The organism is Leeuwenhoekiella blandensis MED217, assembly GCF_000152985.1.
GTDB lineage: Bacteria > Bacteroidota > Bacteroidia > Flavobacteriales > Flavobacteriaceae > Leeuwenhoekiella > Leeuwenhoekiella blandensis.
Map to the genome: position 1 here is coordinate 2,615,606 of NZ_CH672395.1, position 13,024 is coordinate 2,628,629.

Genomic DNA, 13,024 nt, shown 5'->3' on the forward strand with positions numbered 1-13,024 from the left:
CTATGAAAGATATTGCAGTAATTATCATCAATTTTAATACTTCAGCATACACCTTAAAGTGTGTTGAAAAGGTATTTGAAAAAACGAATCCAAAAATTTCGTTTGAGATTGTAGTCGTAGACAATAATTCAGAAAAGAAAGACTTTGAACACCTTTCTAAGAATCTGAGAAAAGCGGAAAATGTAACACTGATAAAAAGCGAAATCAATACCGGTTTTGGAGGGGGGAACAATCTTGGATTTTCACATTCAGATTCAAAATATATTCTATTCTTGAATAATGATGCTTTTTTGATCAATGACTGTTTACAACTCGCTATAAATTTTATGGAAGAGAATCCGCAAGCAGGCATTGCAGGCGCACAGAATTACGATGAACATAATCAATTTGTTTCTTCATTTGACCACGATAAAGGTTTGCGCAAATTACTCTTTGGCAGATCTTTTCTGCAAAAATTAAATCCAGAAAAATATCCTTGCGTTAAAAAAAATTACACGTGTCCTGTTTGTGTGAATTGGGTGAATGGAGCTTTTATGTTTATGCGTGCTGAAGATTTTAAAAGAATAGGGAAATTTGATCCTGAGATTTTTCTGTATTTCGAAGAAATGGATCTTTCTCAACGCATGTTAAAGATCAATAAAAAAACTTTTTTGATTCCTGGTGCTAAGATCAAGCATTATCAAGGCAAAAGCACAGGTAAGAATCACCTTCTAGCTCAGGAAGGACTTATTTCCTTTCTCTATGTATTGGAAAAAAACAAAGGTATTCTTAAACAAGTATTGATTCGACTGTATTTTATACTCACCTTTGCATTCAAACCAAAAAAATGGTGCTTCTTAAAAATAGTGCTCTCCCCAAATCCAAAGAAATTCTCACTTCGACCTAAAATTTCCTAAAGCATGGCAACAAACAGATACGATCAAAATATCATCAACGAAGTTAATGAGTCACTGGGTGTGATTAAACGCGGTGGTCTGCTGCTCTATCCTACCGATACCGTCTGGGGAATAGGCTGTGACGCTACCAATGCCGATGCGATCGACAAGGTATATGCACTTAAAAAACGTAAAGAAAGTAAAGCTTTGATTTGCCTAGTGAGCGATATGAAGATGCTTAATCAGTTTATAGAAGAAATTCCTGAAGTTGCTTACAACATTCTCAAATATGCAGATCAGCCTACGACTATTATCTACGACAAACCCATACGTGTTGCCGAAAATCTTGTAGGCGAAGATAACACGCTGGGAATTCGTATCGTTCAAGATGAATTTTGCCGAAGCCTCATCAAAAAAATGGGACGACCACTGGTTTCTACTTCTGCAAATATTAGTGGTGAAAAAACGCCTATGCGTTTCCCTGAAATAAGTAAACCTATTTTGGAAGGAGTAGACTATATCGTAAATTTGCAGCGCAAACATAAATCGACCAAATCGTCAACCATTATTAGGTTGAGCAATGATGGTCAGGTTAAAGTTTTACGCAAATAATCTATAGCGTCGACGCTATAGATTTTAAATAGTCAACGTATTATTTCGGGTTTTGCCCGGAATATTTTAATCTCGATTATCGAGTAAATAAGAATACATGCCAGTTCCCAGTTTTCCGGAGGCTTTACAGCCAAAAATCTTTGATACGATCACGCAGGCTTCGGAAGAATTAAATCTTGAAACCTATGTGATAGGTGGTTACGTACGCGACTTTCTTTTAAAAAGAGGTTCAGCAAAAGATATAGATATTGTCGCTCTAGGAAGCGGAATCGAACTGGCTGAAAGAGTTGCCTCACTTCTTCCTCACAAACCTAAAGTTCAGGTTTTTAAAACCTATGGAACGGCGATGTTACGCGATGGAGATATCGAAGTGGAGTTTGTAGGCGCACGCAAAGAGTCATACAATGAAAACAGCCGCAATCCTGTGGTTGAAAATGGCAGTCTCGAAGATGATCAAAACCGTCGAGATTTTACGATAAACGCGTTGGCCTTAAGTCTTAACAAAAGCACTTTAGGCAATCTTATTGATCCCTTTGAAGGTCTAGTAGACCTTGAACGCGAGATCATAAGAACGCCGCTGGATCCCGACATCACATATAGCGATGACCCGTTGCGTATGATGCGCGCCATACGGTTTGCTACACAACTCGATTTTATGATCGAACGCAAATCGCTTGAGGCAATTTCTGCAAACAAAGACCGAATTAAGATCATTACCAAAGAGCGTATCGTTGACGAGCTAAATAAAATAATGCTGAGCAAAACGCCTTCTAAAGGATTCTTACTTCTTGAAAAAACAGGCTTGCTCAACTACATTCTTCCAGAATTGACTGCGCTAAAAGGCATTGAAGAAAAAGAAGGTCAAAAGCATAAAGACAACTTTTACCACACACTAGAAGTGGTTGATAATATTTCTGAAAATACCGATGATCTCTGGTTACGCTGGGCTGCTTTGTTGCACGATATAGGCAAAGCGCCTACAAAGCGTTTTCATAAAAAAATAGGCTGGACGTTTCACGGACATGAATTTGTAGGTTCAAAAATGGTCTTCAAACTCTTCAAGCGTTTAAAAATGCCTTTGAATGAAAAAATGAAATTCGTTCAAAAATTGGTTTTGATGAGTTCGCGCCCAATCGTGATCGCTGAAGATTTTGTAACCGACAGCGCAGTGCGTCGCTTGATTTTTGATTCCGGAGATTATCTTGAAGATTTGATGACGCTGTGTGAAGCCGATATCACAACCAAAAATCCGAAACGTTATCGCAAATATCACAACAACTTCAAGACGGTTAGACAAAAGATCGAAGAGGTTGAGGAACGCGATCACGTACGCAATTTTCAACCGCCGGTAAGTGGTGAAGAAATTATGAGCACATTCGACTTACAACCTTCCAAAGAAATTGGGATTATAAAAGAAGCGATTAAAGAAGCAATTCTTGAAGGTGAAATTCCTAATGAATACGAAGCTGCTCACGCTTTTATGTTGAAAAAAGGCGAAGAATTAGGCCTGGAAGCTGTAAAAAGTTAATTACTCAATACGTTAAACTCGTGTATAGAAAGTCAATAATTGTTTCGCTTATCCTTATTTATTTGGTAATCATTGCCGGGGCTGTTGTGCGTATGACCGGTAGCGGAATGGGATGTCCCGACTGGCCAAAATGTTTTGGCTATATCATACCACCAACTTCTGCAAGTGAATTAGAATGGACGCCTGAAAAAACCTATGAAAAAGGTCAGGTGATTATTGTAGATGAAACGCTGCGCGTTGCAAAAACCGACTTTACAACTACCGAAGCTTTCAATCCGCAAAACTGGAATGGGTATGATAAACACGATTATGCCATTTTTAACCCTTGGCATACGTGGATCGAGTACGTTAATCGCTTGTTTGGCGCGCTTGCCGGTCTAGCCTTTCTAGTTATGCTGGGCGCTGCTATTTTTAAAGAGCGAAAGCGTAAACGCATTCTCCTTTCCATACTTGCAGTTTTTCTTATAGGTTTTCAAGGCTGGATTGGTGCGACCGTGGTTTACTCAGTGCTTTCTCCGGTGCGCATCACGATTCATATGGTCATTGCGCTGCTCATTGTAGCACTGTTAATCTATATGCTTTACGAAGCATCTGTTACGACAAACAAGTTCAAATTTGATAAGGCATTCAAAACAGGAATGCTAATCGCAATTGTGCTTACGATGCTTCAAATCGTTTTGGGAACACAAGTGCGGCAACATATCGACGAGCAAGTAGATCTTGTGGGGTACGCAGCAAAAAACCTGTGGCTCAACAATCCTGAAATTACTTTTTACATTCACCGCTCCTTCTCTATCGTCGTATTTCTATTAAATGCGTGGTTGTTTATGCGCAATAGAAAATTGAATCTGGGACACCGCAGTTTCAATTGGGTGGTTCTTTTGATCTTAATCGAGATCGCAACCGGAGTTTTGATGAATTATTTTGAATTTCCGTTTTTAACGCAACCTATACACTTGGTTGTAGCCTCGTTACTCTTTGGAATTCAGTTTTATATTTTGCTTACCGCAAACAAAAAAGAAAACCTCAAAAAAGCCGTTTAAGCCTTTCTTGAAATTATATCTTTGCCGCCCTTTTGAAAATTTTCAATTGAGAGGATTTGATTTTAGATTTTTAGGACTATTACCTATTTTGAAGTTTTAACTTTGCTTAAAAATTAGATTATGATTTACCGTTTTCGCGTTATTCTAGATACTGAAGAAGATATCTTTAGAGACATTGAGATCGAGCAAAATGCAACTTGCGAAGATTTTCACAACTCGATCACCCAAAGTTTTGGGTTTGACGGCACAGAAATGGCTTCATTTTATGTGAGCGATGATGAGTGGCGTCAAGGAGAAGAAATTCCGCTTTTTGATATGAGCGAGTCTGATTCCCCACTACGTATGATGAATGAAACCTTGCTCGAAGATGTACTTTCTGAGGATCAAACGCGTTTGATTTACGTTTATGACTTTTTAAATCTATGGACGTTCTTTGTAGAGCTTGCCGAAATCGCCGAGCCCCAAGACGGTACTTCTTATCCTAATTTGATGTATGTGCACGGCCAAATTCCGGCAGAAGCACCACCGGCAGATTTTTCAGGTGATGAAGATGATCTTGATGAGGACGATCCTTTTGCAGATGATGATGACGATTATGATATCGAAGACTATGACGGTCTTGATTTTGATGAAAACTGGAATTAAATTAGGCTTCCAGAATTAGTTCTCCACTTAAACACAACAGCAAATGATCAATTTATATTCTGCTCAAATCGAGTCGCTTTCCATACATCGCATAGGTAATAAAAGCCGCAATGAAGGTGCTTTTTTATCTAAGGAGCGATACCATCTTAATGACGAGATCACGCCTTTGATCAAAGAGTTTTTCTTTAAGCCTTTCCGTGATAAAGAAGAAAACTACTATCAATTTGTTCACGAGGCAGATTTAGAGTTTCATTCGCTATCCAACCTTGTTGCATCGGTTTTTAATGACCCGAGACAATCGCACGAAATTTCAGTAGAAATTGCAAAGCTCTTGTATGAGCAGTCCAGTCATCCCCACATTAAACCGGGTGAAGTTTATGTGGCCCATATTGAAAATGTGATGATGGATAATGAGAAAATGGATGCTATCGGGATTTTTAAATCAGAGCTTAAGCAGGATTTTCTTCAGTTTCAAGAAGGTGAAAGCAACCTGCAAATGCATCTAGAACAAGGTGTAAACCTCAGCAAACTTGACAAAGGCTGCTTGATTTTCAATAAAAATTCTGAAAACGGTTATAAAATTCTTTCCATCGATTCTAACCGCTACGACACCAAGTATTGGCTCGAGAATTTCTTAGGCGTTGATATTCTTGCTGATGAAAACTTCTACACCAAGAAGTACTTAAAATTCTGTCAGGATTTTGCCAAAGACGTTGTGCTTCCTGCTGAAGATAAAAAGGAAGAAGTGATGTTTATGAACCGTGCGGTGAATCACTTTGCTAAAAACGATGAGTTTGTAGAGCAAAACTTTATGAACGAAGTGATGGAAAACCCGGCTTTGATTCCTGAATTCAACAATTACAAAACTGAAAAAGCGCCTAAATATAAAATTGAAGATCTTACTACATTCCCAATATCAAACACTGCCGTAAGTGGTGCGCGTAAGCGTATTAAAAGTGTTATAGAATTGGATACCAACGTACAGATCAAACTGGACTTTGTAAATCCTGAAAGTGCAGAAAAGTTTGTAGAAAAAGGTTGGGATGAAGAACGCCAGATGTACTATTACCTGGTTTATTTCAACAAAGAACAAAAAAGTTAGACAACTGTTTACTGTAAAACACAAAAGCCGAATCCATCCAGATTCGGCTTTTGTGTTTTTTGAGGAGTATTATTTCATCAAGTTTAAAATCAAGATAAAAAGTCGGCCAAAAATAAAAGTCACCAACCCAAAAACAGTAGTTAGAAATGCTATTTTAAGTCCGCCAGCCATCATTCCTTGAGAAACTTCGCCTAAACCTTCAATAGCATCAAAAGCTTGGATAAGACCAATGACACTTCCTAAAAATCCCCAGCTTAAAATAAATAAGCTGATGTTGCTTAATAAGGTTATGGTGTGTGCTTTATCTGCTTTGGTAATCATTTGTCTTACAAATAGTGCAACAATAATGATAAATACGATCACAATAGGCCACATAAAAAATGGGCCGCCTTCTTGAATTCTGTCTAATAACATAATTTGGTTTTTAAGAATGAATAGGCTTCAAAAGTATTTGAGATAAAAGTATTTAAAATTTATTTGCGATTGATAACCGATTTAGCCAGCGATTCTACATCAAAAACACTTATGTTAAATCGGGATGAGTTTCTGCAGTTCGTCTCAAAAACTATTCAATTTTGCCAAATTTTAGCATCTTGCATCCATGGATTTATTGAAGTTTAACCAGACCCGCATTTTTGCTTCTCATACCCTGTTGTGGGTTGGAGTTTGGTTTTTCTTTGTGTACTTTTTCAGTTATAATTCTACAAACTCTCTTTACATCACTTGGTTCTCGAGCATTCTACTGCCGCTAACCATGCTCACGACCTACACCACTGCTTATTATTTGGTCCCAAAATATTTACTTCAACAGCGCTATCTATTATTCAGCCTGTATGCCATTTACGTATTGATTTTTACTGCCTTTCTTGCTACTGTAACTATGATAGGTAGTTTTATTTTTCTTTCCAATCTAAGAGTTGCCGAAACACCACCTATGAGCCGCAACCTCATTTTCATAATGATTCTCATTTATCTCGTGGTTGGACTGGTGAGTTTTGTGCATATTCTAAAGCATAATTTTAATATGCTTACCCAAAACAAGGCTTTAGAAAATAAAATATTAGATACGCAGTTGCATATCAAACAGCAAGAGTTGCACTATCTAAAAAAGCAAATACACCCGCATTTTTTGTTCAATACACTCAATACCATTTACGGTTTTGCATTACGCCAATCCCAGCAAACGCCTGATATCATTCTAAAACTTTCTAATCTGCTTGATTATATTTTATATCAGGTACAAGAAAAAGAGGTTTCTCTAGAAGACGAGCTGAAACACATTGAAGAGTATTTGAGTCTTGAAGAAATTCGTTTTCAAGATACTTTGGAAGTTTCGGTAACTAAACAATACAATAATCCATCGATTACCATTCCGCCGATGCTTTTTTTGCCTTTTGTTGAAAATGCATTTAAACATGGTGCTATTCTCGATGGAAAACTTCGAATTCTTATCGATCTAAAAGCAGACGATCACGAGCTCAATTTTAAGATTAAAAATACGTTTCTAAATGCGTTACCTTCTGAAACACCACAAGGAATTGGCTTGCCCAACATTCAGAAGCGACTCGATCTCCTTTTTGGAAAAAACTATACTTTAGAAGTTGATACTCAAGATTCTTGGTATTCTGTTGAATTAAATCTCAAACTCAATGCATAAAAAACTCACCGCGATAATCGTAGATGATGAGCCCACAGCCAGAGCCATCTTGCTTACGCATTTGCGTCAAATCCCGCTGGTTGAAGTTCTAGGTGATTTTAAAAATGCGATTGAGGCACTAACATTTTTAAAAAACCAATCGGTGGATGTTGTATTTCTTGATATCAATATGCCTGAAGTCACCGGTCTTTCTTTAGGAAAACTTGTACATAATGATGTCAAAATTGTATTTACAACCGCGCATCGAGAGTATGCTGTAGAAGGTTTTGAACTGCAGGCAGTAGATTATTTATTGAAACCTATTTCCTTTGACCGCTTATTGCAAGCTGTTTATAAATGTCTTGGTGAAACTGTCAAAACGGAGCCGGTCCCCCTTTCATTCGAAAAGGAAGTGCAGAATGATTTTGTGTTCATTCGTGCAGATCGAAAGATGATCAAAGTTGAATTTGATCAGATTATTTATGTTGAAAGCTTAAGTGACTATATTAAGATTCATACCCAAACAGCAACCTTAACCACGCGAGAAACGATATCTAATTTTGAAGCGAAATTACCTGTAAAAGAATTCCTGAGAATTCATCGGTCATTTATCGTGGCTGCTTCTGCGATTAAAGCGTATACAAACGAGCACGTGGAACTTGAAGAAAAATCGCTTCCCATAAGCCGAAGCTACAAGGAAGCTGTTCTAGATGTTTTAAGTAGATATGAATAATTAATTCAATTCTTTTACCTGCTCCTGATAATTTTTAATACGGTCTCGAAGCTTGGCAGCCTCCATAAAATCTAACTCTTTAGCTGCTGCTTCCATTTGCTTACGCGTATCACGGATGAGTTTCTCGAGTTTTGGCTTACTCATATAGGCAGTATCGGGCTCGGCTGCAACGTTAGTCAATTCTTCAGCTTCAAATTTGAATTTCTCTTTCTTAGCCAATGCATTGTCTAACGACTTTTTGATCGCCATCGGTTTTAGACCGTGTTTCTCATTGTAAGCGATTTGCTTTTGTCTTCTGTATTCTGAAGTATCAATGGTTTCCTGCATACTTCTGGTAATCGTATCAGCATACATTATCGCCAGCCCATTGATGTTACGCGCAGCTCTACCTATGGTTTGCGTAAGTGATCTATTACTACGTAAAAAGCCTTCTTTATCGGCGTCAAGAATAGCCACGAGCGAAACTTCGGGCAAATCAAGTCCCTCACGTAAAAGGTTCACTCCCACGAGGACATCAAAAATACCTTTACGCAAATCAGACATAATTTCTACACGCTCCAGAGTATCTACATCAGAGTGAATATAGCGAGTTCTAATATCAACACGGGTTAAGTATTTGGTAAGTTCTTCAGCCATTCGTTTAGTCAAGGTAGTTACCAGCGTACGCTCGTCTTTTTCCACACGCTTCTGAATCTCTTCGATCAAATCGTCGATCTGATTTAAACTCGGTCGTACCTCAACAATAGGATCTAATAATCCCGTTGGTCTAATGATCTGCTCCACATACGTACCTTCAGATTTCTGCAATTCATAATCTGCCGGAGTCGCACTCACATAGATCACTTGATTCTGAAGCGCTTCAAACTCTTCAAATTTCAACGGCCTGTTGTCCATTGCCGCCGGAAGTCTAAAGCCATATTCTACCAAATTTTCTTTACGACTTCGGTCTCCTCCATACATCGCGCTTACCTGAGAAACGGTAACGTGACTCTCATCAATCACCATCAAATAGTCATCAGGAAAATAATCTAAAAGACAGAAAGGACGCGTCCCGGGTTCTCTTCCGTCTAAATAACGTGAATAGTTTTCGATTCCGCTACAGTAGCCGAGTTCGCGAATCATCTCCAGATCAAAATTGGTGCGCTCTTCTAAGCGTTTTGCCTCGAGGTGCTTCCCTATTTCCTTAAAATATTCGACCTGCTTAACCATATCAAAACCAATCTGATCAATGGCATTCTGCAATACATCCGGACTGGTAACAAACATATTGGCCGGATAGATATTCAAGCGATCGTACTTTTCTAAAACCTCATTGGTCGTCACATCAAAGGCTTCGATCTCCTCGATTTCATCACCAAAGAAATGCACGCGAAACGCGTGATCGTCATATCCCGGATAAATATCTACCGTATCCCCTTTTATGCGGAAATTACCGCGGTTAAATTCAGCGGTCGTTCTGCTATATAAACTTTGTACAAGACGTTTGAGAAGCTGAGTACGAGAAATTACCATATCCCGCTCCAGCGCGATCACATTTTTCTGAAATTCCACAGGATTCCCAATACCATACAAACAAGAAACTGAAGCCACCACAATGATATCGCGACGTCCCGAAAGCAAAGACGAAGTTGTACTCAAACGCAACTTTTCGATCTCTTCATTGATCGAGAGATCCTTCTCAATATACGTTCCTGAGGTTGGGATATACGCTTCCGGCTGGTAATAATCGTAATAGGAAACAAAATACTCTACCGCGTTATTGGGAAAAAAGGCTTTAAACTCACTATACAACTGTGCAGCCAAAGTCTTGTTATGCGCCAATACCAGCGTTGGCTTTTGCACCTCTTGCAGCACATTGGCCACGGTAAAGGTTTTACCACTACCTGTAACCCCAAGTAAGGTTTGATAACGCTCACCGGCATCAATGCCGCCTACCAATTGCTCAATCGCACCGGGCTGGTCTCCTGTTGGTTTAAATTCTGACTGTATATTGAATTTCAAAATAGATCGTATTTGCGCTCAGACAAGAGCGATTAAAGAAAAAAATCCCTACGTAAAATTAAACTATTTGAAAGTCAGAGTAAAGTTTAGAAATCTTAGGATTCCCTTAAAATTACGGCTATCGCTTCAAGGTAAAATGTGATTTAAAAACACGGCCGTCTTCAAGGTTAACCTGAAACCAATAATCATCGGCCGGTAAGTTGGTTCCACTGAAAGTACCGTCCCAACCTTGACCTAAAGGATTCAATTCTTTTAAAAGCTTTCCGTAGCGATTGAAAATACGAATTACCGTCCCCGGCTGAACCATCGCACTTATTCCTTTTACTTGCCAATAGTCGTGATATCCATCCCCGTTGGGCGTAAAATATTTTGAAAAGCCGATAATGCTGAACTCTTGAGATATTGCTGTACAAGCATTTTTTGAACGTACATACAAAGTATGAAACCCGGGGGTTAACCCATCAAAAAACAATTCATCCTGATAAGGCCCCGTCTCATCATCAATAGCCACTTCATAAGCCCCATTGCCGGAAAGTGTTATTGTAGCCGTATTGTTTTCGGTAGCATCAGTTACTTCAATGTTATCAATAATCGGAATTTGTTCTTCAACAATTGTAATGGTTGCTTCTCTAAAACAGCCTGTGTTTACATCGGTTACGCGCAGGGTATGATCGCCTGATAAATTGGTTTCTAAATACGGTGTAGTCTGCCCTTCGGGAAACCATTCGTAGGTGTAAATTCTTGAGGGATCTAGATCGCTATAATCTGGCGAATACGTCTGAGTTTCGGGATACGAAGCTTCGCAATAAATGGCTTCTGTTTCTAAAGAAAAATCAGGTCTCGGAATTAAAATTAAAGCTACAGTACTTATAGCAAAACACGCATTATTATTTTCAACACGCGCATACACAGTTTCATTATAAGCGGTTTGATTGGTATACAACTGCGGAAGCTCTAATGCCGAATCCTCTAGCAAAGCAGCTTCTTCAGTAGGATAATAATGAATCTCATAATTTCCTGAAACACCGTCCAAAACCTGCGCATCTGCCTGAGAAAGGTCAAATTCGGCAAAGCCTGTATCGTCAAGATCACAACCTTCTAAAACTGCTGTATTGGCTGCAGAACTGCTTACTATTAAATCAATAGGTACAGTAATACTACATCCGGCCGGATTGGTTACCCGGGCATACACAGTTTCGGTAGGATTTGTATTCTCATAACCAACAGGATCAATAGCGTTGCTTTCTGTAGCAGCATCTGTAGCATTTAGGTGATAACTAACCGTGAAATCTGTATCACCGCCGGTGAGCTCTTCCTGCACTTGGGTTAAATTAAAAATACTTAGACCATCAGCAGTCCCGGCATCTTCACATTGAGTAAGCGACAATCCTGTTGCAGCAGCTGGATATGCATAATACGTCACTTCTGCCACACCTACTTTCTCACAGCTTCCATCATTAGGATCGAGTCTAAATTCATAAGTTTCCGTATACGGTAAACTAACTCCGGCAGGCTGACTTATATTCAATTGATTATTGGTTTCTCCAGCTATTAAATTTCCATCTTTATACCAGGAATAAAGTGCTCCCGCCACAGGCTCATAGCCCAATACATAATTTTCACCATCACATAAGGTCAATTGGGTAGTACTGATGCTATTTTGAATGATATCTAATTCATTAAAAAGGGATTGATTAAATGGAGGCAAACCCTGATAGCTCACACCTGTTCCTAAATCTATAGCTTGATCATTATAGTTTGCCGCAGTTCCTAACGCATTTGGATTTTCAATAACACCCAATGAATTTAAACCCTCTTCATACGCCAAACTTAAAGCTCGGTAAATTTTTCCATCAGGACCTAACTGTAAACTTCCTCTGTAATAGCCGCTTTCATCTAAAGAGACTTGGCTGGCATTAATATCCGCTGCCTCCAGATCGTACTGAATCAAGGATGAAAAATGATTTCCTGCTCCTAATCTTGAATCTTCATTATTAGAGCTGGCTGAATACAAAAATCTATTATTCGGTGAAAATTCAACTCCATAAGCAGCATAGTTAGCTGAGTTTATATTCAAGCGCTGCGTATTGGTTACGGTTCCAGACTCTGAGTCAAAATCGGCTAAGAATAGACCTCCGCTTGCATTTGCGATAGCTAGTTTGGTTCCGTCTGGTGAGAATTTTAAGTTCCCTCTGGGATCTTCAACCACAAAACCTGCGCTGGAACGTACCGGGGTTGTATCTAGTCCGCTTGAACTCAACTGAAATGCATAAACCGTATTGATAAAATTCTGATTCCCTGAAGCTGAAGATAAGGTAACGAGCCAAACGCTATTATCGGTACAGCTCTTGATCACCGCACTCAGCTTTTCTGCTGCGTAATTCAACAAGGGTGTGTTTTTTTCACGCACAACACCAGCTGGATCTGAGGTAAAATCCACGATTGAATAATTGACACCTTCGTTGGTTTCCCCCTGTCTCGTAGTCGTATCTACGGTAAAAATATAGTAGATACCTGGTGTATCTGGTTGCGGAATTATAATCGCAGATTGCGTACTGGAAGGATTCCCAAACAATCCTGTTCCGTTGGTAAGGATGCTGTGATTTGCACCATAAACGGTGATTCCGTCGGTGTAAAATAGCAAGTTTCCGTCATCATCAGAAATTGTCGCACAACCTTCAAGTGTATATAAGCTTCCATCGGTTAAAGCTCTGGGCGATCCTGTACTAAAGTTCAGTCCAGCACCGTATCCAAAATACCAATTATTTGCCTGTCCTTGAGCACAAACGTTAAGCATTCCTAAAAGAAACACGCCTGTAAGCAGTACTATTTTATGCATTAAATGTGAG

At 39.1% G+C, this 13,024-nt stretch carries 11 protein-coding genes; 8 read left to right on the plus strand and 3 right to left on the minus strand.

What is annotated here, in order from left to right:
• Window positions 1-2 precede the first annotated feature (2 nt).
• The 6 genes from MED217_RS11295 (at window position 3) to MED217_RS11320 (ending at window position 5,805) form a co-directional block, all read left to right on the plus strand.
• On the plus strand, window positions 3-896 hold the full coding sequence (locus tag MED217_RS11295; protein WP_009780656.1) for a glycosyltransferase family 2 protein: 894 nt from the start codon (window positions 3-5) through the stop codon (window positions 894-896).
• Window positions 897-899: 3 nt separating this feature from the next.
• A complete protein-coding gene (locus MED217_RS11300) occupies window positions 900-1,487 on the plus strand; it encodes an L-threonylcarbamoyladenylate synthase (RefSeq protein WP_009780657.1) in 588 nt (195 codons plus the stop codon).
• A 97-nt stretch (window positions 1,488-1,584) separates the two neighbouring features.
• The gene (locus MED217_RS11305; protein ID WP_009780658.1) at window positions 1,585-3,015 is read left to right on the plus strand and encodes a CCA tRNA nucleotidyltransferase; all 1,431 of its coding nucleotides are present in this window, start codon (window positions 1,585-1,587) and stop codon (window positions 3,013-3,015) included.
• 20 nt (window positions 3,016-3,035) lie between these two features.
• A complete protein-coding gene (locus MED217_RS11310) occupies window positions 3,036-4,058 on the plus strand; it encodes a COX15/CtaA family protein (RefSeq protein ID WP_040532780.1) in 1,023 nt (340 codons plus the stop codon).
• A gap of 120 nt (window positions 4,059-4,178) precedes the next feature.
• Entirely contained in the window at window positions 4,179-4,703 is a 525-nt protein-coding gene (locus MED217_RS11315) for an IS1096 element passenger TnpR family protein (protein ID WP_009780660.1), read from the plus strand.
• Between the two features lie 43 nt (window positions 4,704-4,746).
• The gene (locus MED217_RS11320; RefSeq protein WP_009780661.1) at window positions 4,747-5,805 is read left to right on the plus strand and encodes a nucleoid-associated protein; all 1,059 of its coding nucleotides are present in this window, start codon (window positions 4,747-4,749) and stop codon (window positions 5,803-5,805) included.
• Window positions 5,806-5,874: 69 nt separating this feature from the next.
• On the opposite strand, the gene MED217_RS11325 is transcribed toward MED217_RS11320, so the two are convergent.
• Window positions 5,875-6,219: a MotA/TolQ/ExbB proton channel family protein gene (locus MED217_RS11325; RefSeq protein ID WP_009780662.1), complete on the minus strand. Its 345-nt coding sequence runs from the start codon at window positions 6,217-6,219 to the stop codon at window positions 5,875-5,877.
• Window positions 6,220-6,406: 187 nt separating this feature from the next.
• Between MED217_RS11325 and MED217_RS11330 the strand changes: the two genes are divergently transcribed.
• Both MED217_RS11330 and MED217_RS11335 read left to right on the plus strand, forming a co-directional pair.
• A complete protein-coding gene (locus MED217_RS11330; protein ID WP_009780663.1) occupies window positions 6,407-7,462 on the plus strand; it encodes a sensor histidine kinase in 1,056 nt (351 codons plus the stop codon).
• Window positions 7,455-8,174: a LytR/AlgR family response regulator transcription factor gene (locus MED217_RS11335; RefSeq protein ID WP_009780664.1), complete on the plus strand. Its 720-nt coding sequence runs from the start codon at window positions 7,455-7,457 to the stop codon at window positions 8,172-8,174. The genes MED217_RS11330 and MED217_RS11335 overlap by 8 nt, the downstream gene beginning before the upstream one ends.
• Here the strand turns inward: MED217_RS11335 and uvrB are convergent, their stop codons facing one another.
• Complete coding sequence (gene uvrB / locus MED217_RS11340) at window positions 8,175-10,175, minus strand: excinuclease ABC subunit UvrB (protein WP_009780665.1); 2,001 nt, start codon at window positions 10,173-10,175, stop codon at window positions 8,175-8,177.
• 118 nt (window positions 10,176-10,293) lie between these two features.
• A complete protein-coding gene (locus tag MED217_RS18550; RefSeq protein WP_009780666.1) occupies window positions 10,294-13,014 on the minus strand; it encodes a T9SS type B sorting domain-containing protein in 2,721 nt (906 codons plus the stop codon).
• Window positions 13,015-13,024: the final 10 nt, after the last annotated feature.